The 24,756-nt window shown below is 68.4% G+C and carries 25 protein-coding genes and 1 other RNA gene; 14 read left to right on the top strand and 12 right to left on the bottom strand.

The annotated features are described in order from the left end of the window. Positions 1 to 12: 12 nt before the first annotated feature. The 3 genes from CLV77_RS04965 to CLV77_RS04955 are packed head-to-tail and all read left to right on the top strand — an operon-like array spanning position 13 to position 3,169. Positions 13 to 1,008 carry a DMT family transporter gene (locus CLV77_RS04965; RefSeq protein WP_076980965.1) on the top strand — a complete coding sequence of 332 codons (996 nt, stop codon included), beginning with the start codon at positions 13 to 15 and terminating at the stop codon, positions 1,006 to 1,008. Beyond that, complete coding sequence (locus tag CLV77_RS04960; RefSeq protein ID WP_076978996.1) at positions 1,005 to 2,783, top strand: SLC13 family permease; 1,779 nt, start codon at positions 1,005 to 1,007, stop codon at positions 2,781 to 2,783. Before CLV77_RS04965 ends, CLV77_RS04960 begins: the two co-directional genes overlap by 4 nt. Positions 2,784 to 2,809: 26 nt before the next feature. Continuing rightward, on the top strand, positions 2,810 to 3,169 hold the full coding sequence (locus CLV77_RS04955; RefSeq protein WP_076978997.1) for a hypothetical protein: 360 nt from the start codon (positions 2,810 to 2,812) through the stop codon (positions 3,167 to 3,169). 54 nt (positions 3,170 to 3,223) lie between these two features. Here the strand turns inward: CLV77_RS04955 and CLV77_RS04950 are convergent, their stop codons facing one another. After that, positions 3,224 to 4,999 carry an SLC13 family permease gene (locus CLV77_RS04950; protein WP_076978998.1) on the bottom strand — a complete coding sequence of 592 codons (1,776 nt, stop codon included), beginning with the start codon at positions 4,997 to 4,999 and terminating at the stop codon, positions 3,224 to 3,226. A gap of 175 nt (positions 5,000 to 5,174) precedes the next feature. Between CLV77_RS04950 and CLV77_RS04945 the strand changes: the two genes are divergently transcribed. After that, positions 5,175 to 5,915 (top strand): YebC/PmpR family DNA-binding transcriptional regulator, encoded by a 741-nt coding sequence (locus CLV77_RS04945; protein ID WP_076978999.1) that lies wholly within the window; start codon positions 5,175 to 5,177, stop codon positions 5,913 to 5,915. A 125-nt stretch (positions 5,916 to 6,040) separates the two neighbouring features. Here CLV77_RS04945 and CLV77_RS04940 read toward each other — a convergent pair whose 3' ends face one another. Both CLV77_RS04940 and CLV77_RS04935 read right to left on the bottom strand, forming a co-directional pair. Further along, entirely contained in the window at positions 6,041 to 6,847 is an 807-nt protein-coding gene (locus CLV77_RS04940; RefSeq protein WP_076979000.1) for an inositol monophosphatase family protein, read from the bottom strand. Between the two features lie 158 nt (positions 6,848 to 7,005). After that, positions 7,006 to 7,377: a helix-turn-helix domain-containing protein gene (locus tag CLV77_RS04935; protein WP_076979001.1), complete on the bottom strand. Its 372-nt coding sequence runs from the start codon at positions 7,375 to 7,377 to the stop codon at positions 7,006 to 7,008. Positions 7,378 to 7,711: 334 nt separating this feature from the next. Here CLV77_RS04935 and CLV77_RS04930 point away from each other — a divergent pair, with 334 nt between their 5' ends. Further along, positions 7,712 to 8,686 (top strand): NADPH:quinone oxidoreductase family protein, encoded by a 975-nt coding sequence (locus CLV77_RS04930; RefSeq protein WP_076979002.1) that lies wholly within the window; start codon positions 7,712 to 7,714, stop codon positions 8,684 to 8,686. Positions 8,687 to 8,726: 40 nt separating this feature from the next. Here the strand turns inward: CLV77_RS04930 and CLV77_RS04925 are convergent, their stop codons facing one another. Further along, the gene (locus CLV77_RS04925; protein WP_076979003.1) at positions 8,727 to 9,578 is read right to left on the bottom strand and encodes a LysR family transcriptional regulator; all 852 of its coding nucleotides are present in this window, start codon (positions 9,576 to 9,578) and stop codon (positions 8,727 to 8,729) included. A 122-nt stretch (positions 9,579 to 9,700) separates the two neighbouring features. Between CLV77_RS04925 and CLV77_RS04920 the strand changes: the two genes are divergently transcribed. Further along, positions 9,701 to 9,934: a hypothetical protein gene (locus tag CLV77_RS04920; RefSeq protein WP_076979004.1), complete on the top strand. Its 234-nt coding sequence runs from the start codon at positions 9,701 to 9,703 to the stop codon at positions 9,932 to 9,934. Positions 9,935 to 10,105: 171 nt separating this feature from the next. Further along, on the top strand, positions 10,106 to 10,828 hold the full coding sequence (locus CLV77_RS04915) for a Bax inhibitor-1/YccA family protein (RefSeq protein ID WP_076979005.1): 723 nt from the start codon (positions 10,106 to 10,108) through the stop codon (positions 10,826 to 10,828). Between the two features lie 157 nt (positions 10,829 to 10,985). Here CLV77_RS04915 and rpmG read toward each other — a convergent pair whose 3' ends face one another. From rpmG to gatC, 7 genes are all read right to left on the bottom strand, one after another. Next, positions 10,986 to 11,153, bottom strand: a complete 168-nt coding sequence (gene rpmG, locus CLV77_RS04910; RefSeq protein WP_055082637.1) for a 50S ribosomal protein L33 — start codon at positions 11,151 to 11,153, stop codon at positions 10,986 to 10,988. 104 nt (positions 11,154 to 11,257) lie between these two features. Continuing rightward, the gene (chrA, locus tag CLV77_RS04905; protein WP_083707892.1) at positions 11,258 to 12,583 is read right to left on the bottom strand and encodes a chromate efflux transporter; all 1,326 of its coding nucleotides are present in this window, start codon (positions 12,581 to 12,583) and stop codon (positions 11,258 to 11,260) included. 246 nt (positions 12,584 to 12,829) lie between these two features. Beyond that, an RNA gene (gene rnpB, locus CLV77_RS04900) (RNase P RNA component class A) lies at positions 12,830 to 13,214 on the bottom strand. An 11-nt stretch (positions 13,215 to 13,225) separates the two neighbouring features. Next, positions 13,226 to 13,954 (bottom strand): N-acetylmuramoyl-L-alanine amidase, encoded by a 729-nt coding sequence (locus tag CLV77_RS04895; RefSeq protein WP_083707893.1) that lies wholly within the window; start codon positions 13,952 to 13,954, stop codon positions 13,226 to 13,228. Beyond that, on the bottom strand, positions 13,951 to 14,622 hold the full coding sequence (locus tag CLV77_RS04890) for a hypothetical protein (protein WP_076979006.1): 672 nt from the start codon (positions 14,620 to 14,622) through the stop codon (positions 13,951 to 13,953). Before CLV77_RS04890 ends, CLV77_RS04895 begins: the two co-directional genes overlap by 4 nt. A gap of 72 nt (positions 14,623 to 14,694) precedes the next feature. Beyond that, entirely contained in the window at positions 14,695 to 16,200 is a 1,506-nt protein-coding gene (gene gatA, locus CLV77_RS04885) for an Asp-tRNA(Asn)/Glu-tRNA(Gln) amidotransferase subunit GatA (protein ID WP_076979007.1), read from the bottom strand. A 3-nt stretch (positions 16,201 to 16,203) separates the two neighbouring features. Further along, on the bottom strand, positions 16,204 to 16,491 hold the full coding sequence (gene gatC, locus CLV77_RS04880) for an Asp-tRNA(Asn)/Glu-tRNA(Gln) amidotransferase subunit GatC (RefSeq protein ID WP_076979008.1): 288 nt from the start codon (positions 16,489 to 16,491) through the stop codon (positions 16,204 to 16,206). Between the two features lie 234 nt (positions 16,492 to 16,725). On the opposite strand from gatC, the gene CLV77_RS04875 reads away from it, so the two are divergent. Further along, complete coding sequence (locus CLV77_RS04875; protein WP_076979009.1) at positions 16,726 to 17,418, top strand: metal-dependent hydrolase; 693 nt, start codon at positions 16,726 to 16,728, stop codon at positions 17,416 to 17,418. A gap of 87 nt (positions 17,419 to 17,505) precedes the next feature. Here the strand turns inward: CLV77_RS04875 and CLV77_RS04870 are convergent, their stop codons facing one another. Further along, on the bottom strand, positions 17,506 to 17,982 hold the full coding sequence (locus tag CLV77_RS04870) for a nucleoside deaminase (RefSeq protein WP_076979010.1): 477 nt from the start codon (positions 17,980 to 17,982) through the stop codon (positions 17,506 to 17,508). 89 nt (positions 17,983 to 18,071) lie between these two features. On the opposite strand from CLV77_RS04870, the gene CLV77_RS04865 reads away from it, so the two are divergent. The 6 genes from CLV77_RS04865 to CLV77_RS04840 all read left to right on the top strand — a co-directional run bounded on the left by CLV77_RS04865 (position 18,072) and on the right by CLV77_RS04840 (position 24,732). Further along, entirely contained in the window at positions 18,072 to 19,208 is a 1,137-nt protein-coding gene (locus CLV77_RS04865; RefSeq protein WP_083707673.1) for a pseudouridine synthase, read from the top strand. Positions 19,209 to 19,450: 242 nt separating this feature from the next. Continuing rightward, positions 19,451 to 20,272, top strand: a complete 822-nt coding sequence (locus CLV77_RS04860; protein WP_076979011.1) for a TerC family protein — start codon at positions 19,451 to 19,453, stop codon at positions 20,270 to 20,272. Positions 20,273 to 20,427: 155 nt separating this feature from the next. Next, positions 20,428 to 21,324, top strand: coding sequence for a 5-bromo-4-chloroindolyl phosphate hydrolysis family protein (locus tag CLV77_RS04855; RefSeq protein ID WP_076979012.1), 897 nt, complete (start codon positions 20,428 to 20,430; stop codon positions 21,322 to 21,324). A 35-nt stretch (positions 21,325 to 21,359) separates the two neighbouring features. After that, the gene (locus CLV77_RS04850; RefSeq protein WP_076979013.1) at positions 21,360 to 22,556 is read left to right on the top strand and encodes a toxic anion resistance protein; all 1,197 of its coding nucleotides are present in this window, start codon (positions 21,360 to 21,362) and stop codon (positions 22,554 to 22,556) included. A 1-nt stretch (position 22,557) separates the two neighbouring features. After that, complete coding sequence (locus CLV77_RS04845; protein ID WP_076979014.1) at positions 22,558 to 23,511, top strand: DUF2927 domain-containing protein; 954 nt, start codon at positions 22,558 to 22,560, stop codon at positions 23,509 to 23,511. Positions 23,512 to 23,574: 63 nt separating this feature from the next. Continuing rightward, positions 23,575 to 24,732, top strand: a complete 1,158-nt coding sequence (locus CLV77_RS04840) for an SPFH domain-containing protein (protein ID WP_076979015.1) — start codon at positions 23,575 to 23,577, stop codon at positions 24,730 to 24,732. Positions 24,733 to 24,756 lie beyond the last annotated feature (24 nt).

Below are 24,756 nucleotides of genomic sequence, written 5' to 3'. Positions count from 1 at the left end.
TCCCTTCTGGCGATGCTGCTGCCCGTCCTGCTGCCCGTGACGGTCCTGATCGTGCTGGGCGCGACCTGGGCGATGACCCAGCCCATGACCCGCATCGCCGTCAGCACCGGCCACCCGCCCCTTGGCCTGTTGGTCTGGCAATTGGTGGTCTCGGTCCTGCTGCTGGGCGGCTGGAACCTGTGGCGCCGCAAACCGCTGCCGCTGACGCCGCGCGCGCTGGTGCTTTTCGTCGTGGTGGCGCTGCTGGGCACGGTCCTGCCCAATTCCGCCAACTACAAGGCCGCCGCTCATCTGCCCTCGGGCGTGATGTCGATCATCATTTCCACCGTGGCGATGTTCACATTCCCCCTGGCCATCGCCGTCGGGATCGACCGCTTTTCCTGGGCCCGCATGGGCGGGCTGGTGCTGGGCCTCGTCGGCATCGTCCTGATCGCCACCCCCGAGGCCAGCCTGCCCGATCCCGCCGGCGCGCCCTTCGTCTGGCTCGCCCTCTTCGCCTCGGCCTGCTACGCGGGCGAAGGAGTCTACCTAGGCCGGCGCGGCGCCGAGGGGCTGGGTCCGGTGACCGTCCTGCTGGGCGCCTCGCTCGTGGCGCTGGTGCTGGCGCTGCCGCTGGCCTACGCCAGCGGTCAGCTGGTCAATCCGCTCCGCGTCTGGGCGGCCCCCGAATACGCCATCACCCTGTCGTCGGTGCTGAACGTGGTGGCCTATGTCGGGTATATCTGGCTGGTCGGCCATTCCGGCGCGGTCTTCGCGGCACAGATCACCTATCTCGCCACCGGCTTCGGCGTCTTCTGGGCGATGATCCTGCTGGGCGAAAGCTACAGCGGGCCGGTGTGGATCGCCCTCGCCGCGATGATGGGCGGCCTGGCCCTGGTTCAGCCGCGCCCCCGCCCTGAGCCACAAATGCCACCCGATGACGCGGCCCCGCGAAACGACGTTGTGCCCGGCGGGACAAGGCCGCAAGATGCGCGCTTGACCGCGACCTCGGACCGGGACCCGACATGATAGATCTGGCGCTGCCACCCCTTGCCCAGGCCTTCGCCACCATCGCCGTGGTGGTGGTGATGTTCATCCTCTTTCTGCGCGAGACCTACCCGACCGAGGTGGTCGCCATCGCCGGCACCGCCGTGATGCTGATCTTCGGCCTGCTGCCCTATGACGAGGCGCTGCGCGTCTTCGCCAACCCCGCCCCCTGGACCATCGCCGCGATGTTCATCGTGATGGGGGCGCTGGTGCGGACCGGTGCGCTTGACTGGTTCACCCAGGCGGCCGAGCGGACCGCCCGCGGCCGCCCCGCCCTGGCGATGGCGGGCCTGCTGATGTTCGTGGTCCTGTCCTCCGCCATCGTATCGAACACGCCCGTCGTGGTGGTGATGATCCCGGTCTTCATGCAACTGGCCAAGACGCTGAACGTCTCCGGCTCCAAGATCCTGATCCCGCTCAGCTATGCCGCGATCCTGGGCGGCACGCTGACCCTGATCGGCACCTCGACCAACCTGCTGGTCGATGGTGTCGCCCGCGAACAGGGCCTTGCCCCCTTCGGCATATTCGAGGTGACCCCCCTCGGCATCGTCCTGGTGATCTGGGGCATGGTCTACCTGCGCTTCATCGCCCCCCGCCTTCTGCCCGAACGCGAGAGCCTCGCCTCACTCATCTCCGACAAGTCAAAGATGAAGTTCTTCACCGAGGTCGCCGTCCCCGAGGACAGCAACCTGATCGGCCAGATGGTGCAGGAGGTCGACCTTTTCCGCCGCGAGGGCGTGCGCCTGATCGACGTGCTGCGCGGCGACGCCTCGCTGCGCCGCGACCTCGGCTCGGTCCAGCTTGAGCCCGGCGACCGGGTCGTGCTGCGCACCGAGATGGCCGAACTGATGGGCCTGCAACAGAACCCCTCGGTGCGCCCGGTCGACAAGCTCTCCTCGGTCCAGACCACCACGGTCGAGGTGCTGATCACCCCCGGCTGCCGCATGGTGGGGCGCAACCTCGGCGCCATGCGCCTGCGCCGCCGCTTCGGGGTCTATCCCCTGGCCGTGCACCGCAGGAACCAGAACATCGGCCGCCAGCTCGACGATCTGGATGTCCGCGTCGGCGACACGCTGCTGCTCGAGGGCGCGCCCGAGGATATCCAGCGCCTGGCCGCCGAGATGCGCCTGCTCGATGTCTCCAAGCCCTCGGCACAGGCCTACCGCCGCAACCACGCGCCCATCGCCATCGCCGCCCTGCTGGGGGTCGTGGTGCTGGCCGCCTTCGGCGTGGCACCGATCTTCCTGCTCTCGGCGGTCTCGGTCGCGGTGGTGCTGATCACCCGCTGCATCGACGCCGAGGAGGCCTTCGCCTTCATCGACGGCCGGCTGCTGGCTCTGATCTTCGCCATGCTGGCGATCGGCGTCGCGCTCGAATCCACGGGCGCCGTGCGCCTGATCGTCGAGGCGGTGGCGCCAGGCCTTGCCGGCCTGCCCCCCTTCCTGATCGTCTGGATGATCTACCTGCTGACCTCTCTTCTGACAGAGCTTGTCTCCAACAACGCCGTGGCGGTGGTGGTCACGCCGGTGGCCATCGGCCTGGCCAACACCCTGGGGCTCGATCCCCGCCCCCTGGTGGTGGCGGTGATGATCGCGGCCTCCGCCAGCTTCGCCACCCCGATCGGCTACCAGACCAACATGCTGGTCTACGGCCCCGGCGGCTACCGTTTCACGGATTTCATGAAGGTGGGGATCCCGCTGAACCTCTCCGTCGGGCTGCTGGCCTCGGCCCTCATCCCCCTGCTGTGGCCGCTGTGAGGGGTGCCGCACGGGCCGGTCTGGCAATGCTCGGGGCCCTTTCGCTGGCGGCCTGCACGCCCCCGGCCACCCTGCGCCCGGCCATGACCGCCGCCGACAGTCCGCCCCGCCAGGTGCTGCTCTATCGCGACACGCTGACCGTCACACGGGTCGACGGCAGCCTCTGCGCCGGTCCCGCCCGCCGCGCGCCCGCCGCCGGCTGGTCGGGCACCATGGGCGGCTGCGAGAACCCGCCAGGCTTCACCGTCGCCCCCGGCGCCGCACCCCGGCGACAGCCACGCCTAACCCTGGCCCGGATCAATACCCCTCCCGGCGATCAACCACCCGTCCGCATCACCCTGCCCGGCGGGTCCAACCTCGACTACGCGCCGGCAAGCGCACGTTGAGCCGCCCCGCGCGGCGGCCCCTTCAGTGTCGCGAAAATATCCCCGCCGGAGGCGTCACAACGGCCAAAACACCAGGATCGCCGGGATCGACACCGCGATCACGATGATCTCCAGCGGCAGGCCCATCCGCCAGTAATCCCCGAAGGCATAGCCCCCCGGCCCCAGGATCAGCGTGTTGTTCTTGTGCCCGATGGGCGTGAGGAACGCCGAGGAGGCCGCGATCGCCACCGCCATCAGGAAGGGGTCGGGATTGACGCCGAGGCTCTGGGCCATCTGGATGCCGACCGGCGCCGCGACGATGGTCGTGGCGGTGTTGTTCAGCACGTCGCTCAGCGTCATCGTCACCACCATCAGAACCGCCAGCGTGACCCAGGCGGGCATGCCCCCCGTCAGCGCCGTCAGCGCATCGGCGATCAGGCGGGTGCCGCCCGTGCTTTCCAGCGCGGCGCCCAGCGGGATCATCGAGCCCAGCAACACCACCACCGGCCATTCCACGTGGTCGTAGATCTCGCGCACCGGCACGATCTGGGCCAGCACGTAGGCCACCACCACCAGACCCAGCGCGACCGGCAGGTAAAGCAGCCCGAAACTGGCCGCCGCCACCGCCCCCAGGAACAGGCCGATCGCCAGCCAGGTCTTGGTGTTCTGGGTCACCGCCAGCCCCCGGTCGGCCAGCGGCAGCGTGCCCAGCCAGTCGATTACATCCGTCTGGGTGTCCGAGGGCAGCAGCAGCAGCAGCACGTCGCCGCTTCGGATCGTGGTCTTGCGCACCTGGCGGGTGATGCGCTTCCCCGCCCGCGAGATGCCCAGCAAAATCGTACGCCGTCGCCAGGCCAGGCCCACTTGCTGGGCGGTGCGCCCGTTCAGGCGCGACTGCTCGGTCACGACCACCTCGGCCAGCGCCATCCCCGCCCCCTCGGCCTGGATGTAGCCCTGGCGCGTGGGCTCGGCGAAATCCAGCGACAGGGTGGCGCGAAACTCGTCCAGCGCCTCGGGCGTGGCCTCCAGCACCAGCGCGTCACCGGGCTCCAGCTCGATGTTGCGGGCGGTGCCGTAAAGCCGCTCTCCCCGGCGCACGATGCCCAGAACCGCCACGTCGGCCTTGTCGGCCTCTGGCTTCAACTCGGCCAGCCGCTGGCCCAGCAGGGACGATCCCTCGGGCACGGTCAGCTCGGCCACGTAGGCCTTGATCTCGGCCATGGCCTCGGCGGTCTGGTCCGTGCGGTCGGGGATCAGCCGCCAGCCGACGGTTGCCACGAATATCAGACCCGCCAGCGCCGCCACCCCGCCCACGGGGGCGAAATCGAACATCTTGAAGGGGCTGCCCAACGTCTCCTGCCGGATCGAGGCGATGATGATATTGGGCGGCGTGCCGATCAGCGTCACCATGCCCCCCAGGATGGTGGCGAAGCTCAGCGGCATCAGCGACAGGCGCGGCGCCCGCCCCGCCTTGCGCGCGGTCTGGATATCCACCGGCATCAGCAGCGCCAGTGCCGCCACATTGTTCATGAAGCCCGACAGGGCCGCCGCCACCCCGCCCATGATGGCGATATGGCCGCCCAGGGCGCGGGTGCTGTCCACAAGGGTCCGGGTGATCAGGTAGACCGCGCCCGAACGGACCAGCCCCGCCGAGACGATCAGGACCAGCGCCACCACCAGTGTCGCCGGGTGGCCGAAGCCGCTGAAGGCCCGGTCGGTCGGCACCACCCCCAGCACCACCCCCGCCATCAGCGCGGCGAAGGCCACCAGGTCATAGCGCCAGCGCCCCCAGAGCAGGAGGGCGAAAACCGCGCCGAAAAGGCCGAAGACGATGATCTGGTCTGTTGTCATACCCCCCGATGTAGCTCCTTGCCCCGCCCGGGTCACGCCTCCGATTGGCCCGCGCGGGCCGGGGCGCCGCTTTTCCGCCCGCGCGGGCCAAGATAGCGCGGGGGTTGGGATTGCGCGGGTCGCACCGCTTGCCGTATAGACGGGCCGACGGAATTCACAGGACGGGGAAAGACCCATGGCAGGCCATTCCAAATGGGCGAACATCCAGCACCGCAAGGGGCGTCAGGACAAGCTGCGCTCGAAGCTCTTTTCCAAGCTGTCCAAAGAGATCACGGTCGCCGCCAAGATGGGCGACCCCGATCCCGACAAGAACCCGCGCCTGCGCCTGGCCGTCAAGGAGGCCAAGTCCCAGTCGGTGCCCAAGGACGTGATCGACCGTGCCATCAAGAAATCCCAGGGTGGTGACGCCGAGAATTACGACGAGATCCGCTATGAGGGCTACGGCCCCGGCGGCGTCGCCGTCATCGTCGAGGCGATGACCGACAACCGCAACCGCACCGCCTCGTCCGTGCGTTCGACCTTCGCCAAGAACGGCGGCAACCTCGGCGAGACCGGCTCGGTCAGCTTCATGTTCGAGCGCAAGGGCCAGGTCACCTACCCCGCCGAGGTCGGCGACGAGGACACGGTGATGATGGCCGCGATCGAGGCCGGCGCCGAGAATGTCGAAAGCTCCGAGGACGGGCATGTCATCATCTGCGCGGACACCGACCTCAACGAGGTGTCGACCGCGCTCGAGGCCGAGCTGGGCGAGTCGGATTCGACCAAGCTGGTCTGGATGCCCACCACCACGACCGAGCTTGATCTGGACGGCATGCAAAAGCTGATGAAGCTGATCGACGCGCTGGAGGATGACGACGACATCCAGAACGTCACCGCCAATTTCGAGGCCAGCGACGAGGTCCTGTCGCAGCTTTGATCCCGTGGCGACCCCGGTCGCCGCGCCTTCGGAAATTCAAAGACCGGCCTCGCGGCCGGTCTTTTTTCGTTCTGAGATAACAAATGCTTGGCGCGCGCGATTCACACGGCGCCGCAAGGCCCGGATCAGCTCGGCGCGGCCGACAGGATCTCAAGGGCCGCGTCGCGCAGGTGCGGGTTGGCGGCAGCCAGGATGCGCCCGCCTCGGTGCGCAGGCCCGCCCTGCCAGTCGCAGACGACGCCGCCCGCAGCCTCGATCACCGCGATGGGGGCGGCCACGTCATAGGCCTGCAATCCTGCCTCGATCACTAGGTCGATCTGGCCTAGGGCAAGCAGTGCGTAGGCATAGCAATCCATCCCGTAGCGGGTCAGCCGACAGCGGTCCGAGACGGCGGCGAAGGCGCGCCCCTCCTCGGGGCTTCCCACCTCGGGGAAGGTCGAGAACAGGGTCGCCTCGGCGAGGGTCGCGGTCTGCCGGGTGGCGAGGGCACCCGGCCCGCGCGGCCCGTCGAACCGGGCCGTGCCGAAGCCGCCGTGAAACCGCTCGGCGGTGTAGGGCTGATCGATGATGCCGTAGAGGGGGCCCGCATCGTTCGCCACCGCGATCAGCACACCCCAGGTCGGCGTGCCCGACATGTAGCCCCGGGTGCCGTCGATCGGGTCCAGCACCCAAGTCAGTCCGGATTGCGAGGGGACGGGGCCGAACTCCTCGCCCAAGATACCGTCTCTCGGGCGGACGCGTGCCAGATGCTCGCGCATCTCGGCCTCGGCCTGGCGGTCGGCCACGGTGACCGGGTCGAACCCGCCCTCGCCCTTGCTGCGGGTTTGCAGCGCCTGGCCCCGGAAGGGGCCCAGGGTCGCAGGACGGGCGATATCGGCAAGCCTGTGCGCAACGGCGACAAGCTCATCCTGAAGGGGTTTGTCGGGGGTCATGGAATGCTCCGGCACTGGTGGGCCGAGCGGTAGGGAATGCCGCGTGCCGGGTCAAGCCCGGCCGGGGCGGTGTTCGGGGCAGTGGTCAGCGGCAGTGTTCGGGGGCCGCGTGCGGGCGGCGGGTCTGGCGGGGCCGGCGAATGCCGGTCGCCGGACCTTCAGGCCGCGTCGCTGAGGACGCGGGCCAGTTCGAAAAGGCGGCGACGCTGGTTCTCGGGGATCGCGTAGTAGGAGCGCACCAGTTCCAGCGCCTCGCGATCGGCCAGGATGTCGGCCGGCATGTCGCTGGCATTCGTATTCTCGCCGGGCGCGGTCTCCAGCCCCTCGAAGAAGAACGCGATCGTGGTGCCGAGCGCATCCGCGATTTCCCACAGGCGCGAGGCGCTGATGCGGTTCATCCCGGTTTCGTATTTCTGGATCTGCTGAAACTTGATCCCGACTTTCTCGGCAAGCTTCTGCTGGGTCATTCCCAGCACCCATCGACGGTGCCGGACACGCTTGCCGACATGAACATCTACATGGTGCTTCATGCTAACCTCTCGCCGTCCTGGAATTACACTGGTGGTTGAAACGGACAACCCTGCCTTGTGTATTTCGACAAATGTTGCAGACGGCGCGCAATATTTTCAAAGGATATCTTCGTGATAGTTGAAATATCGGGATTGCGAAAGCGCAATCCTTGCAAAATATGCAAGTTTGAGCAGGTATTTACCATTTTGCAATTGCAGAATGCAAATAAATTTCGATTTGCCAAGCCCTCTTTCCCCCGCCGGGCTTCTCGCGCCATGATTGCAGACGATTCCTTTCGCGCGGCTTCTTTCATCGCAGGGGCCGCCCATCCGCACAACAGGGAGAATGCAATCTATGCGTGCGTTGCAGGTAACCGAACATGGGCGCCCGCCCGAGCTGAGGACTCTCGCCCGACCCGAACCCGGCGAGGGCCAGATCCTGGTCCGCATCGGCGCCTGCGGGGTCAATTTCGCGGACCTGCTGATGATCGAGGGGACCTACCAGGAAAAGCCGCCCCTGCCCTTCACCCTGGGCCTTGAAGTCGCGGGCGAGGTCGTGGCCGCCGGCCCCGGCGTCGAGGGGTTCGCCCCCGGCACGCGGGTGGCCGTCGCGGGGGGCGGCGCCGGCATGGCCGAATACGGTGTCTACCAGGCGGCTCAGGCCGTGCGCATCCCCGACAGCCTGGGCTTGGCCGAGGCCGCCGCCTTCCAGGTCGCCTATGGCACCAGCCACGTGGCGCTGGATCATCGTGCCCATCTGCAACCCGGCGAGACGCTGCTGGTGCTGGGCGCGGCCGGCGGCGTCGGCCTGACCGCGGTCGAGCTGGGCCACCTGATGGGCGCGCGCGTCATCGCCTGCGCCCGCGGCGCCGATCGGCTGGAGGCCTGCCGCCAGGCCGGTGCCGACCACCTGATCGACAGCGAGAACGAGGACATCCGCGAGGCGGTCAAGGCACTGGGTGGTGCCGACGTGGTCTATGACCCGGTGGGTGGCGACCAGTTCACTGCCGCCCTGCGGGCCTGCAAACCCGAGGCGCGGATGCTGGTGATCGGCTTTGCCTCGGGGACCGTGCCGCCCATCCCCGCCAACATCCTTCTGGTCAAGAACATCAGCGTGCTGGGCCTCTACTGGGGCGCTTACCGCAGTTTCCGCCCCGAGGTGGTGCGCGACAGTCTCGCACAGCTTTTCGACTGGGCTGCGTCAGGCCGACTGAACCCCCATGTCAGCCACGCCGTGCCGCTGGAACGGGCCGAGGAGGCGTTCGATCTGCTGCGCAAGCGCAAGGCCACGGGCAAGGTTGTCGTGACCATGGATGGCGCGGCCGATTAACGGCCGACTAAAGGGCGCCTGACGGGCACGCAAACGCGTCTCAGATCGTGGCAAAGCCCTGGCGGATGAAGTCGCGCAGCGGTTCGATCACGTCCGCCCGCCCCGAACTGGTGCCATAGAGGTTGATGCGCTGGCTGCCCAGGTTTGGCAGGCCGCAATTGTGGGGCAGCACCGACAGGTGGCGCGGCTCGGTCCCTTCCAGCATGGTGGTGACCGCCAGGTCGGCGCTGACCGTCGCCTCGACCGTCCGGTCGGAATCCGACTCCACCGCCATCACCCACGGCAGGTGCGCCGCGTCCAGGCGGTTGCGAACCTCACCCCGGAAGGTGCAGTGCCGGCAATGGGCCAGCGGCAGGGGCCGTTCGCGCCACGCCTGCCCCTCAGGCGCGCCTATCCAGCGCAGGGGCACATCGGTCAGGGTTTCCCCGCCAGCATCCAGCCCCAGTTCGGTCGTCAGGATCAGGTCGACCTCGCCCCGCGCGAACATCCGTTTCAACACCGAGGTGAACAGCGACAGAAGCTGCACCCGCATGCGCGGAAACTCGGCGTTGAACCTTTGCAGGACGCGCGGGATCACCGGGTAGACGATGTCGTTGGGCACGCCGAGGATGATCTCCCCCTCGTAGCCCTGATCGGTCATGCGCTGGAACGCCTCGTCGTTCATCTCGACCATGCGCCGGGCATAGGTCAGCAGCTGCTCGCCCGCGAGGGTCAGGCCCACGCGGCGGCCCGAGCGGTCGATCAGCTCGAGGTTCATCATCGCCTCAAGTCGCTTGAGCTGCATCGAGACGGCCGATTGCGTCAGGTTGAGATAGCCCGCCGCGCGGGTGACGCCGCCGGTCTCGGCAACGGCGACAAAGGAGCGGAGGATGCCGACGTCGAGGTTTCTCATGAATCAACTTTCGTGATGCTGAACTTAAGGAACATTCGTTTTACTAATACGCGAGCCCGGGCGATACATCAATCATCGAAATACAACTGCTCTCCGGCATCAAGATATCGAAAGGCGTTACCATGTTCCTGCTTTCCGCCCCCTTCCGCCTTATCGCCCTGCCCTTCCGCCGCTTCAAATCCCCCCTCGCCCGGCTGCTGGAGCTTGATGCGGCCTTCCGCGAAACCACCCGTCTGGAGCGCCTGGACGACAGCCGCCTGCGCGACATGGGGCTGGAGCGGCACGCCGGCCGGACCGCCCGCCGCGCGGGTCGCACCGGCCCCACCTGGGACAGCCCCGCGCACTGGCGCCGCTGATTGCGCGACGCCGGCGGCGGCAGGCGCGGCGACCGACGGTCGCATGCGCCGCCGCAACCCGCGACAAACGCCGGTCGGGCCTTGAAAAAACCCTCCAAGCTGCCAATATCTCAACCCAAAGGCCGGACAAGCTTCCGGCCCCGAGAAGATCAGCCTTTCTGGAGGGATAAGATGGCCGAATTTGACACGATCCGCAGCACTGGGCGCGTAGCCGGTGCCGCCCGGATCGACGAGGGGCTTCGCGCCCACATGAACAAGGTCTACGCGACCATGTCGATCGGCATGGCTGTGACCGGGCTTGTCGCCTACCTGGTAGGCACCAACGAGCAGCTGCTGGCCGCCATCTTCGGCACCGGCCTGAAATGGGTCGTGATGTTCGCGCCCCTGGTCGTGGTCTTCGCCTTCGGCGCCGCGATCAACAAGCTGTCCGCCGCCGCAGCGACGGCCGTGTTCTACGGTTTCGCCGCGCTGATGGGCCTGTCGATCAGCTTCATCTTCGCCGTCTACACGGGCGTGTCGATCGCACAGACCTTCCTGGTCACCTCGATCGCCTTCGCCGGTCTCAGCCTTTACGGCTACACGACCAAGCGCGACATCTCGGGTTGGGGTTCATTCCTGATCATGGGCGTCATCGGCCTGATCGTGGCGTCGATCGTCAACATCTTCATGGCGTCCGAGGCGCTCAGCTTCGCGATCTCGGTGATCGGCGTGCTGATCTTCGCCGGCCTGACCGCCTATGATACGCAGAACATCAAGAACACCTACATCCAGATGGCCGCCCATGGTGACAGCGAGTGGCTGCACAAGTCGGCGATCATGGGCGCCCTGTCGCTCTACCTGGACTTCATCAACATGTTCATGTTCCTGCTGCAGTTCATGGGCAACCGCGAATAAGCGCCAGAACAGCACGATACGGAAAAGGGCCCCTCGGGGCCCTTTTTTGTTGCCTGGATCCGGGGAACGGCAGGGGCAGGCGCGACAGCAGCAGGCCATGAAAAAGGCCGCCCCCGATGACGGAGGCGGCCCAATCCGAAGATCCTGAAGGAAGGTCTTACTTGATCTTGCCTTCCTTGTACTCGACATGCTTGCGCACGACCGGGTCGTATTTCTTGACGACCATCTTCTCGGTCATGGTGCGGGCGTTCTTCTTGGTCACGTAGAAGTGGCCGGTGCCAGCGGACGAGTTCAGGCGGATCTTGATCGTGGTTGGCTTCGCCATGGGCTTTGCTCCGGTCAGCTTGGGCGCAAACGCATGGCGCCCCATAAATCTCTTGAAGCCCGCCTTTTACCTATGCGCGGGGCCGAGTCAACCGCAATCGCCGGTCAAATCCGTCCCGTGGCGAATGACCACGCCAGCCCGGCCGCCGTGGTGGTGGCCAGGACCGGGATCAGCGGCCAGCGCCGCACCAGCAGCAGCCAGCCCGCCAGCACCGCCAATAGCAGCGGCGCGGGCTGGAGCGAGGCCGGATCGGGCCAGGCAAAGCGCAGCGGCCCCACCTCGGCCCGGCCCACGTCGGCAAAGAAGACATGCAGCGCGAACCACAGCGACAGGTTGCCCACCACCCCCACCACGGCGGCCATGATGCCCGTCAGGGCACCCTTCAGCCTGGGCTGGGCGGTGATCCACTGGATGTAGGGGGCGCCGGTGAAGATCCACAGGAAGCAGGGCACGAAAGTCACCCACAGGGTCAGCGCCGCCGCCGCCAGCGCAGGCCCGGGACCGCCGGTCTTGGCGGCGGCAAGATAGCCCACGAACTCGGTCACCAGGATCAGCGGGCCCGGCGTCGTCTCGGCCAGGCCCAGCCCGTCCAGCATCTCGGCCGCATCAAGCCAGCCGCGAATGCCAACCACGTCCTGGGCCATGTAGGTCAGCACCGCGTAGGCGCCGCCGAAGGTGACGACCGCCAGCCGCGAAAAGAACAGCCCGATCTGAAGCAGCAGGCCGTCCGGATCCCAGAGCGCCAGCAGCACCAGCGGCGCGGCCCAGATCCCGCCCCAGAGCAGCACGGTCCCAAGCGTGCGCCAGAGCGGCACGCCGGCGACAGGTCCGCCCCCCGGCCCCGCCTGCCGGTCGTAGACCGCAAACCCGTAGAGGGCCGCGGCAAGAACGATCAGCGGATAGGGCACGGCCAGGAAATAGATGGCGACGAAGGCCAGGGCCGCGACCAGCCAGCGGTCGGCCGAACCGAGTGCCCGTCGGGCCACCCGCAGGAGCGCCTCGACGACCACCACGACCACGGCGGCCTTGACCCCGAGGAAGACCGCCTGGAACCAGGGCACCGAGCCCAGGGCGGCGTAGAGCGCGGCCAGCGCCAGGATGATCGCCGCCCCCGGCAGCACGAAGAGCCCGCCGGCGATCAGCCCCCCGGCCCAGCCGCGGCTGCGCCAGCCGGCATAGGTGGCGATCTGCGTCGCCTCGGGGCCGGGCAGCAACATGCAGAAGCTGACGGCGTTGAGATATTGCGCCTCGCTCAGCCAGTGGCGGCGATCGACGATCTCGCGGTGCATGAGGGCGATCTGACCGGCCGGGCCGCCGAAGGAGAGAAGCCCGATCCGGAACCAGACGCTCAGCAGCTCGGCATAAGGCACCGGCCGGGCGGGGTCATCGCCGGGATGGGCGGCATCGGCCGGAGACGGGGGCAGCGGCATGGCGGAGCGGTCCATACAAAAGGGGTGTCCGGGACCTGGCGGGTGGGGTCCGATCCTGTCCCGCGGGCCCGGGCGGGCGACGCTTGTGCATGCTTGGCAGGTTGCGGCGCGGGCATCAAGGCGGGGCGCCGGGTGGCGCGGTGGGGACTTGGATATTTTCACGACAATGAAGGGGGAGGATCCGCGCCTGTCGGGGCGCGTGCGCGGGTTGGGGGGCGGCTGCCTGTGAGTGGTCGGGGAAAAAATACGCGCGGACGGCCTGTAAGCCGGATTCTGTTCCGGGCCTTGCGGCCCTTCGATGACCATTCATCTGGGCGCCGGATTGCCCCGGCGCTCTAGCTGCCAACCCGAACCTCCGGGCTGAGACGGCCCTGGGGACATGCCCCGCGAGGTTCCTATTTGGCATTGCTCCCGGTGGGGCTTGCCGTGCCGGTCCGGTTGCCCGGGCCGCGGTGGGCTCTTACCCCACCGTTTCACCCTTACCCCCGGCCGAAGCCCGGGGCGGTCTGTTTTCTGTGGCGCTTTCCCTCGGGTTGCCCCGGCCGGGCGTTACCCGGCACCGTTGCCTCATGGAGTCCGGACTTTCCTCGCACCACCCGCGAGGGCGGCACGCGGCCATCCGGCCATCCGCGCAGGCCTGCGTTACGCCCTTGTCGGGGGGCGGTCAACGGGGAAGCGCCGGGCGAGGTCGTCGATCGCCGAGAGGTCGGCGGCGCAGAGCGGGCCGTGATCCCAGGGGCGGAAACGCTGGCGGAAGGCCTCGAGCAGGGGCGCGTCCGCGACATCGGGGTAGCCGAAGGCGCGCGCCCGGGCGCGAAAGAGGGCCGGCAGATCCTGCGCCGGGGCCTCGATTGCGGCCCCTGCCCCCGGCCAGACCGAGAGGCCTTCGCGGGCAAGGCCGCGCCAGTCGAAGCGCCGGCCCGGATCGGCCTTGCGCCCGGGCGCCATGTCCGAATGGCCGATCACCCGTTCGGGCGGGATGGAATGGCGCGAAAGGATGCCCCCCAGCAGCGCAATCAGCGCCGCCATCTGGTGGGCAGCAAATGGATGGTCGCCGCGATTGACGATCTCGATCCCCAGCGAGCGCGAATTGACGTCACCCACCGCGCCCCAGGCGCCGGCCCCGGCGTGCCAGGCGCGCTCCTCCTCGTCGACGAGCTGGCGGACGGCGCCGTCCTCGTGGACGAGGTAGTGGCAGGACACCTCGGCTCCCGGATCGCAGAGCCGCGCGAGGGCGGCGGCGCCGCTGGTCATGCCGGTGTAATGAAGCACCACGAGATCGGGCAGCGCCCCGCCGCGACGCGCGCCGCGATTGGGCGAAGGGTGCCAGAGCGGGCCGGGAATGCCCGCACGCCCGGCCGCCCCGCTCAGCGGTTCACGGCCCGGCGGAAAGGCGAGGGATCCCAGCCGCAGGCGAAGCCGTCGCCATCGGGATCCAGGTTCTCGCGGTCCTTCTGGGGCCCGCCATTGGCCAGGAAAGCCTCCTGAGCGATGTCGGCGGCGCCGTATTTGGCGCAGTTGCGGGCGTTGGAGCCCGAGGTCACCCAACGCGAGCGCCGGTACATCTGAGTGCCGGGCAGATGGCTGGTCGAAAGCGCGTACTGGACGATGTTCGGCCCGGTGTTGCCCGTGCGCTGGGGCACCGGCTCGGGCTGGATGACGCGGTATTGCTCGCGCTGCTGCTCGATACGCTGACGGTCGCTCTCGATGGATTCGCGCGAGGCGACGGCCTCGAAGCTTTGCTCGTCCGAGATCTGGCGGCGGCCGGTGCCGGGGGCGCCTGCGGCCGTCGCGGCCTCGGACGGGGGGGCGCCGCGGGGGCGTGTGCCGGGCTCGGCCGGGGCGGCGGTGACGCCGCCCGAGGCCGGAGCCAGGGTCGCGGTCTGCACCGCGCCGCCCGAGAGCTGACGGTCACGCTCGGCGCGACGCTGCTGGTATTCGCTGTAATTGTCGAAGCCGACCCCGGCGCCCGAGTCGGGCACCTGGGGGGCACAGGCGGCCACCCCCGCGACGAAGACCAGTCCTGCGATGCTGCGCATGTGTTCCGCTGCCTCTGTGCTGTGAGACCCTGCGCCGGCCGGTTCAGCCGCCCGGCAGGGTTTTGCGGCTCATTACCACCATTTGGCGGGCTTGGAAACAAACCCGGCTGCCGATTCAAGCGCATAGGCAGCATTCAGCAACTCGCCCTCTTCCCACGGACGCCCGATCAGTTGCAGCCCCAGCGGCAGGCCCTTGGCATCCGTGCCCGTGGGCACCGCGATCCCCGGCAGGCCGGCCAGGTTGACCGTCACCGTGAAGACGTCGTTGAGATACATCGCGACGGGGTCGGCCTCGGTCATCTCGCCCAGACCGAAGGCGGCCGAGGGGGTGGTGGGCGTCAGGATGGCATCGACCCCGGCCTCGAAGGCCTGATCGAAGTCGCGCTTGATCAGGGCGCGGACCTTGCGGGCGCGGTTGTAATAGGCGTCGTAGAAACCGGCCGACAGCACGTAGGTGCCGACCATGACCCGGCGCTGGACCTCGGGGCCGAAGCCCTCGGCGCGGGTCTTTTCATACATCTCGGTGATGCCGTCGCCCTGAGCCAGCGTGGCCCGGTGGCCGTAGCGGACGCCGTCATAGCGCGCCAGATTCGACGAGGCCTCGGCGGGCGCGATCACGTAATAGGCCGGCAGGGCGTATTTGGTGTGCGGCAGGCTGATGTCCCGGATCTCGGCGCCGGCGTCGCGCAGCATGTCGGCGCCCTCGGCCCACAGCTTCTCGATCTCGGCGGGCATGCCGTCCATGCGGTATTCGCGCGGCAGGCCGATGACCTTGCCCTTGATGTCGCCGGTCAACATCGCCTCGAAATCCGGCACGGCCAGATCGGCACTGGTGCTGTCCTTGGGATCATGACCGGCCATCGCGCCGAACATGATGGCCGCATCCCGCACGGTCTTGGTCATGGGACCGGCCTGATCCAGCGACGAGGCGAAGGCCACCACGCCCCAGCGCGAGCAGCGACCGTAGGTGGGCTTCAGCCCGGTGATGCCGGTGAAGGCGGCGGGCTGCCGGATGGAGCCGCCGGTGTCGGTGCCCGTGGCCCCCAGACACAGATCAGCCGCCACGGCGCTGGCCGAGCCACCCGACGAGCCGCCGGGCGTCAGCGCGGTGTCGTCCCCGTCGCGGCGCCACGGGTTCACCGCATTGCCGTAGACCGAGGTTTCGTTCGACGAGCCCATCGCGAACTCGTCCATGTTCAGCTTGCCCAGCATGACCGAGCCCGCGTCGCGCAGCTTGGCCGAGACGGTGGATTCGTATTGCGGCAGGAACCCTTCGAGAATGCGCGAGGCGGCCTGGCTGGGCACGCCCTCGGTGCAGAAAAGATCCTTGATGCCGATGGGAATGCCGCACATGGCGGGAGCGTCGCCCTTGGCCAGCCGGTCGTCGGCGGCGCGGGCACGCTCCAGCGCGATCTCGGGGGTTTTGTGGACGAAGGCGCCCAGGGCGTCGGCCCCTTCGATACGGGACAGGCAGGCTTGGGTCAGCTCGACCGAGGTCACCTCGCCCTTGCGCAGGGCGTCGCGGGCGCCGGCGATGGTCAGCGCGGCCAGATCGGAGCTCTTGGTATCAGCGGACATCGGTCACTCCACCACTTTGGGAACGGCAAAGAAGCCCTCGCGGGCGTCGGGGGCGTTGGCGAGGATCCGGTCCTGCATGCCGCCATCGGTGACCTCGTCGGTCCGGCGCTTGAGACGCATGGGCGTGACAGAGGTCATGGGCTCCACGCCCTCCACATCCACCTCATTCAACTGCTCGATGAAGCCCAGGATATTGTTGAACTCCTGCGCCAGGTCGGGAAGGTGGTCGTCCTCGACCTTGATGCGGGCCAGCTTGGCGACGCGGCGGGCGGTTTCGATGTCGATGCTCATGCGGGAAATCCCCTCGGTCGGCCCGGCAAGGGCCCTCAATTGGTCAGAGGTCCGTTTAGCGCCCCCTCCCCGCGCCCGCAAGCCCGGGCGGGCCGCGGACAGCAGGGCACAGGGGCGCATGCGGCGCGCGCGGGTCGGGCGATGACAGGACGCCCCCGGCTGCTATGTTGACAGGCGCGGCAACCACGGCCGCCGCAGACCGCGCCCCGCGCAACCACAACCACGGAGATCCCGATGAAACTCACCTGGCTCGGCCACGCCTCCTTCCGTCTGGAAATCGCGGACCAGATCCTGCTGATCGATCCCTGGCTCAAGGGCAACCCCAGCCTGCCCGACGGGCACCGCGACGACATCATCAAGGGGGCGACCCATATCCTCGTGACCCACGGTCATGGCGACCACGCCACCGACGCGCCCGAGCTGGCGCGCGAGCTGGATATCCCCGTCGTCGGTATCTACGACCTGATGAGCTGGTGGCAGGAGCGGCACGGCATCGCCACCACCGGGTTCAACAAGGGCGGCACGGTCAGGCTGGGCGAGGTCGCGGTGACGATGGTGAACGCGGTGCATTCCTCCTCGGTCGCGGGCCCCGACGGGCCGGTCTATGCCGGCGCCGAGGCCGGCTACATGATCGCCGCCGAAGGCCACACGATCTACCTGAGCGGCGACACCGACATCATGGCCGACATGGACTGGATGGGCGACCTGCACCGCCCCGACATCGGCATCCTCTGCGCCGGCGGCCATTTCACCATGGACATGAAACGCGCGGCCTACGCCGCCAAGCGCTACTTCGATTTCCGCACCGTGATCCCCTGCCACTACGGCACCTTCCCCCTGCTCGAGCAATCCGCAGACGCCCTTGTCGAAGGCCTGCCCGGCGTCGACGTGCGCACGCCCAAGGTGCTGGAAACCATCGAGATCTGAGCAAAGGCCCCTACTGCCGGATTCCTCCGGCGGGGATATTTTGACGACAGTGAACCGGGGGCGCGCGCCATGCCCCTTCAGTGTTGCTCAAATATCCCCGCCGGAGGCATCCGCGCCCCTGCGGGCACGGAAGAAGTCGGTCAGGAGCGCCTCGGCCTCGGCCTCGGCGATGCCGCCGTAGACCTCGGGCACATGATGAGCCTGGGGATGCTCGAAGATCCGCGGGCCGCGGGCCACGCCGCCCGACTTGGGATCGGCCGCGCCGTAGTAGAGGCGCCGGATCCGCGCGAAGGAGATGGCGGCGGCGCACATCGGACAGGGCTCCAGCGTGACGTAGAGGTCGTGGCCCGGCAGGCGCTCCGATCCGGCGGCGGCGCAGGCCGCGCGCAGGGCGAGGATCTCGGCATGGGCGGTGGGGTCGCTGTTCATCCGGGTGCGGTTGCCAGCGGCGGCGACGATGCGGCCTGCGGGGTCGACCACGACCGCGCCCACCGGCACCTCGGCCCGGTCGGCGGCGGCGCGGGCCTCGGCAAGGGCGCGGTGCATGTGGGACGTGAAGCTCATCGCGCCATTTGCCCCCCGATCGGCCCCTGCCGCAAGGGTTTTGCGCAAGCCGCTTCCCCTGCGGGCCGGGGCGCTGTAAAGCCTGCGCCATGACAGATCAGGAAAAACAGGGCGACCGGATCGCCAAGGTGCTGGCGCGTGCCGGCGTGGCCAGCCGGCGCGATGCCGAGAAGATGATCCTCGAGGGGCGCGTCCGGGTCGATGGCAAGCGCATCGACAGCCCGGCGCTGAACGTCACCGGGCGCGAGCGCATCACCGTCGATGGCACCGAGCTTGCGCCGCCCGAGCCGCCGCGCCTGTGGCTTTATCACAAGCCCCTGGGCCTGGTGACGACCGAACGCGACGAGAAGGGCCGCACCACGGTCTTCGAAAGCCTGCCCGAGGAGATGCCCCGGGTGATGTCGGTGGGACGGCTTGACCTGAACTCCGAGGGCCTGTTGCTGCTGACCAACGACGGCGCCATCAAGCGGCAGCTTGAGCTGCCGGCCACCGGCTGGCTGCGCAAGTACCGGGTCCGGGTCAAGGGCACTCCCGAGGACGCCGCCCTGGAGCCCTTGCGCAAGGGGCTGGTGGTCGAGGGCGAGCGTTTCCAGGGCATGATCGTGCAGCTCGACCGTCAGCAGGGCGCCAATGCCTGGCTGACGGTGGGTCTGCGCGAGGGGCGCAACCGCGAGATCCGGCGCGCCATGGAGGCCGTCGGCCTGACCGTCAACCGGCTGATCCGGGTCAGCTATGGCCCCTTCCAGCTTGGCGACCTGAAGCCGGGCGAGGTCTCGGAGATCAAGGGCCGGGTGATGCGCGACCAACTGGGCCTGACGCCCGAGGAGGAGCCCACCGGCACCGCCCGCAAGGCCCGTCGGCCCGGCAAGCCCGACGGGCGCAAGCCGGGCGCCCGCAAGCCCGCCGGCACCGGCGCCCAGGGCGGGCGGATGCAGGGCAAGGTCCTGCAACGCCCGCGCCGCAACGCGGCCGAGACCGCCGAGCGGGACGCGGAGCGCACGGAGCCGCGCGGCGACGCGGGGCCGAAGGGAAGACCCCAGGGTAAGCCCGGCGGGAAACCCAGGGCGCGGACGGGCAGCAAGCCCGCCGCCAGCAAGCCGGGCAACCGGGGTACCAATGATCGCGGATTTGGCGAGCGGGGCTTTGCGGAGCGCGGCGCGGGCAAGCGACCGGGCGGCCCTTCCCCGCGCAAGCCCGGCAAGCCGGGCGGGCCGCGCAGGGGCTGACCCCGCAAAGCCACGGCGTCGTCGCCGCGGTCTCGTGCCCCCATTCTACCGGCGAACGCACCCGGTCCCCCACCGAGCGGCGCTCCCCCTGCCCGTTCGCGGCGCGCGACCGGTCCCCGCCGCCCCTTCGCCCTGTGGCGGGCGGTCGCACGGGGCGGAAAAATCCGTTTTGTCACGAACCGTTGGGCATTTGCCGCGTTGGCGCTAGGATACGGATGACACACATGTGACCGGAGCGTGAAATGGCGGACCTTCTGACCCTCGAAAACATGGGCAACCTCGTGATGTTGCTCTTTCTCCAGGCGGTTCTGGGGTTCGACAACCTTCTCTACATCTCGATCGAAAGCCAGCGCGCGCCGCTGGCCCAGCAGAAGGCGGTGCGCTTCTGGGGGATCGTCCTGGCGGTCGCCCTGCGGATCGTGCTGCTTTTCGCGATGATCGAGCTTCTGGACATGCTCAAGGAGCCCTTCTTCATCATGCCTTGGGAAGGGATCCTGGAGGGCGGGGTCAATTTCGCCACCGTGGTCTTCGTCGTCGGCGGTGTCTTCATCATGTACACCGCCGTGAAAGAGATCAGCCACATGCTCTCGATCGAGCATCTGGACACGGATGTCGATGCCAAGCAGGGCAAGTCGGCCTTCCAGGTGGTGATGCTGATCGTGCTGATGAACCTGATCTTCAGCTTCGACTCGGTGCTTTCGGCGCTGGCGATCACGGATGTCTTCTTTGTCCTGGCGACGGCGATCCTGGTGTCGGGGCTGGCAATGCTGCTTCTGGCCGACGGGGTCACGGCCTTCCTTCAAAAGAACCGTATGTACGAGGTGCTGGGCCTTTTCATCCTGCTGATCGTCGGTGTCGTCCTGCTGGGCGAGGCCGGGCCGGCGGCGGCGCATGCCGTTCATGATGACGCGCTGATGATCAAGGTCTTCGGCTATGACATCATACCCATGTCCAAGACGACCTTCTATTTCTCGGTCGTGGTGCTGGTGCTGGTCGAGGTAATCCAATCCGGCTACCAGCGGCGCCTGGCGATGGAGCGCACGGCGTCGCAGCGGCGTTCATGAAACTGGCCCCGGCCCCCGGTCTGACCTATATTGATCCCACGAAGTCCTTGGATTGGGTAGCGACGCATGAGCGGTGACGGCCTGCGCAAGATTTCCTATGTGGTGCTGGTCGTTCTGCTGGCCGGGGTGACGACCGGCCTGCTGGGGGTCGTGTGATGGCCCGGCAGTATGGCGGCAAGTTTTCGCCCGACCGCACCGGCGACGGAGCCGGCCCCGCGACGGACCGCACGCGCCCTTTCGACGGGCGGGTGCCCGACACCTCGCTGGCGCGGCCGAATTTCCTTTTCCTGACAGCGGTGCCGCTGCTTTTCACGGCCTTCGGCGAAGGCCCGGTGGGCATGGCGGTGGACCTTTTGGCCTTCGCGGTTCTGGTCACAGGCTTCTGGCTGCTGCGCGAGGGGCTGCGGGCCGAGATGGCTTATGCCGCCCGGCGGGTGGCCCGGCGTCCGGCCCTGCCCCGCAAGCTGATCGCCGCGGTCTTCACCGGCCTGGGCGCGGGTCTGGCGGGATGGGATCCGACCGGCGGCGGCATCGGGGCGCCGGTGGTCTACGCGGGTCTTGCCGGCATTCTGCACGTTGCGGCATTCGGCGCCGACCCGCTGCGCGACAAGGGCATGGAGGGGGTCGATCCGCTGGCCAACGGCCGCGTGGCCGACGCGGTCGAGCGGGCCGAGGGGCATCTGGCCGCCATGGCCGACGCCATCCGCCGCGCAGGCGACCGCGACCTTGAACGCCGGGTCGCCGATTTTGCCGCCACCGCCCGGCGCATGTTCCGCCGCATCGAGGAGGATCCGCGCGACCTGCGGGCCGCGCGCCGCTACCTGGGGATCTACCTGCAGGGCGCGCGCGATGCGACGGTCAAGTTCGCCGATCTCTACGCCCGCACCCGCGACCCCGAGGACCGCGTGCGCTACGTCGCGCTGCTGGAGGATCTGTCGGGCAATTTCGCCGCCCGTTCGGACCGGCTGCTGCTGGACGACCGCTCGGACCTCGACATCGAGATCGACGTGCTGCGCGAGCGGCTTGAACGAGAGAACGACCGCGCCCGGTGAAACCGGGCCGTAGATGCCATCAGGAAGGACACCCCATGTCGGAAACCACCCGCCGCCAAGCCGAAGCGACCATTGCCGAAGTCGATGCCGTCAGCCGGGCCGTCCTGCCCGAGCCCTCGACGGATCTTGTGCCGCTGGAGGCCGCCGAGCCCCCGCTTCAGGCCGAGATCCGGCGCCGCATGGATGAGCTGGACATGACCGACACGGGCTCGATCGTGCGCTTCGGCTCGGCCGCGCAGGCCGAGTTGCAGCAGATCAGCCAGTCGATGCTGGCCGACGTGCGCAACAAGGACGTGGGCCCCGCGGGCGACAGCCTGCGCGACATCGTCTCGACGATCCGCGGCTTTTCGGTCAGCGAGCTGGACGTGCGGCGCAAGCGCTCTTGGTGGGAAAAACTGACCGGGCAGATCGCGCCCATGGCCAAGTTCGCCGCCCGGTTCGAAAAGGTCCAGGACCAGATCGACAAGGTGACTGATGACCTGCTGGGCCACGAGCACCAGCTTCTGAAGGACATCAAGTCGCTTGATCTGCTGTATGGCAAGACGCTGGAATTTTATGACGAGCTGGCCGTCTACATCGCCGCCGGCGAAGAGAAGCTTGCCCGGCTTGACGCCGAAACCATCCCCGAGAAGGAGCGCGAGGTCGAGGCCGCCGCCGAGGACCAGCAGCTTCTCAAGGCGCAGGAGTTGCGCGACCTGCGCGCCGCCCGCGACGACCTGGAACGCCGGGTGCATGACCTCAAGCTGACCCGCCAGGTGACGATGCAGTCCCTGCCCTCGATCCGGCTGGTGCAGGAGAACGACAAGAGCCTTGTCACCAAGATCAACTCCACGTTGGTCAACACCGTGCCGCTTTGGGAAACCCAGCTGGCGCAGGCGGTCACGATCCAGCGCTCGCGCGAGGCGGCCGAGGCCGTGCGCGGCGCCAATGACCTGACCAACGAACTGCTGCGCTCGAACGCCGAGAACCTGCGTGACGCCAATCGCGAGATCAGGCAGGAGATGGAGCGTGGCGTCTTCGATATCGAGGCGGTCAACCATGCCAACGCCGAGCTGATCGCCACGATCGAGGAAAGCCTGCGCATCGCCGACGAAGGCAAGGCCCGCCGGGCCGCCGCGGAGGTCGAGCTTCAGCGCATGGAGAGCGAATTGAAAACCACGCTGTCGGCCGCCTCGGCGCGCAAGGATGGCAAGGGCGACAACCTGGGCACCAGCGTGCCCAAGAACGGATGACATGACGCGAACAACCTTTCTGACCCGCGCGGCGATCCCTGCGCTTTTCCTGCTGGCGGCCTGCGAGGCACCCGTCGCCACCGCGCCCGTGCCCGCACCCCAGCCCGAGGCCCCCGTCGTCGCGAAGCCCGCAAAGCCCCAGCCCTCGGCCCGCAGCCGCGAGTTCAGCCAGTATTACGCCCGCTCCGAGGCCCGTCTGAAAAGCCAGGGGCTTCTGCGCACCGACCAGGGGGGCGCCGATGCCCCCTTCACCCGGCGCGCGCTGGTCGAGAATTTCATCCGCATCGCGCTTTACGACGAATACACCGTGCGCGGCGGCCGTTTCGTGGCCCAGGAAACCCCCAGCGCCCTGCGCCGCTGGGAGGAGCCCGTGCGCCTCAAGCTCTATTTCGGCGACTCGGTCGACGAGGCCCAGCGCAAACGCGACCGCGACATGACCCGGCGCTACGTGCAGCGGCTGGCGCGGCTCACCGGCGCCGACATCCGCATGACCGAGGGCGCGGCGAACTACCACGTGCTGGTGATGAACACCGACGAGCTTGCCGCCTCGGGCCCGCGCCTGGAGAATCTGGTCCCCGGCATCGGCCGCCCCACCCTGAACGAGATCGCGCGCCTGCCGCGCTATACCTTCTGCTCAGTCTACGCCTTCTCCGAACAGGGCAACGACAACCGCTACTCGGCGGCCGTGGCCGTGATCCGGGCCGAGCATCCGCCGCTTCTGCGCCAGTCCTGCCTGCACGAGGAGCTGGCCCAGGGCCTGGGCCTGGCCAACGACAGCCCGGCGGCGCGCCCCTCGATCTTCAACGATGACGAGGAATTCGCGCTTCTGACCCGCCAGGATGAGCTGCTGCTGAAAATCCTCTACGACAAGCGGCTGAAGCTGGGCATGACCCCCGAGACCGCCCGCCCCATCGTCGAGCAGATCGCGGCCGAGCTGATGCCCGGCGAAAGCTGACCCGCCCCCGGGGCCGCGCGGCGGCCCCCGGCATGAAACGACCGTCACGAAGGAACGCTGAGCATGGGCATTTTCGATTTTCTGACCGGTGAGTTCATCGACGTCATCCACTGGACCGACGACACCCGCGACACGATGGTCTGGCGGTTCGAGCGTGAGGGCCACGCCATCAAGTACGGCGCCAAGCTGACCGTGCGCGAGGGCCAGGCGGCGGTCTTCATCCACGAAGGACAACTGGCGGATGTGTTCACGCCCGGCCTCTACCTTCTTGAGACCAACAACATGCCGGTGATGACGACGCTCCAGCACTGGGACCACGGGTTCCAGTCGCCGTTCAAGTCCGAGATCTATTTCGTCAGCACGACCCGGTTCAACAACCTCAAATGGGGCACGAAGAACCCGATCATGCTGCGCGACCCCGAGTTCGGGCCGACCCGGATCCGCGCCTTCGGCACCTACGCGATCCGCGTGACCGATCCCGCCCGTTTCCTGACCGAGATCGTCGGCACCGACGGCGAGTTCACGATGGACGAGATCAGTTTCCAGATCCGCAACATCATCGTGCAGGAATTCAGCCGCGTCATCGCCTCAAGCGGCATTCCCGTCCTGGACATGGCCGCCAACACCGCCGATCTGGGCCGGCTGGTCGCGGCCGAGATCAGCGGCACGCTGGAGGCCTACGGCCTGGCGATGCCCGAGCTTTACATCGAGAACATCTCGCTTCCCCCGGCGGTGGAGGAGGCGCTGGACAAGCGCACCTCGATGGGGCTGGCGGGCGACCTGGGGCGCTTCTCCCAGTATTCCGCAGCCGAGGCCATGACCCAGGCCGCCCGCCAGCCGGGCGGCGCCATGGGGGCCGGCATCGGCGCGGGCATGGGGATGGGAATGGGCATGGCGATGGGCGGCCAGGCCGGTCCCTGGGGCACGCCCCGCCAATCCCCCGCCGCGGCGCCCGCCCCCGCCCCGCAGGCCCAAAGCACGGCTCCACAGCACGCGCCGCCCCCGCCGCCGCCGGTCGAAAAACTGTGGCACATCGCCGAGAATGGCGAGACGCGCGGTCCCTTCTCGCGCGCCAGTCTGGGCCGGATGGCCCGCGACGGCGCCCTTGGCCGCGACAGCCACGTCTGGACCCAGGGGCAGGACGGCTGGAAGACCGCCGACGAGGTGCCCGAACTGGCACAGCTTTTCACCGTGATGCCGCCGCCGCCGCCCAAGCCCTAGGACGCCGGGCCCCGCCGGGCCGCA

It is taken from the genome of Brevirhabdus pacifica, assembly GCF_002797755.1.
GTDB lineage: Bacteria > Pseudomonadota > Alphaproteobacteria > Rhodobacterales > Rhodobacteraceae > Brevirhabdus > Brevirhabdus pacifica.
This window is presented reverse-complemented; position numbering and strand designations above follow the sequence as displayed.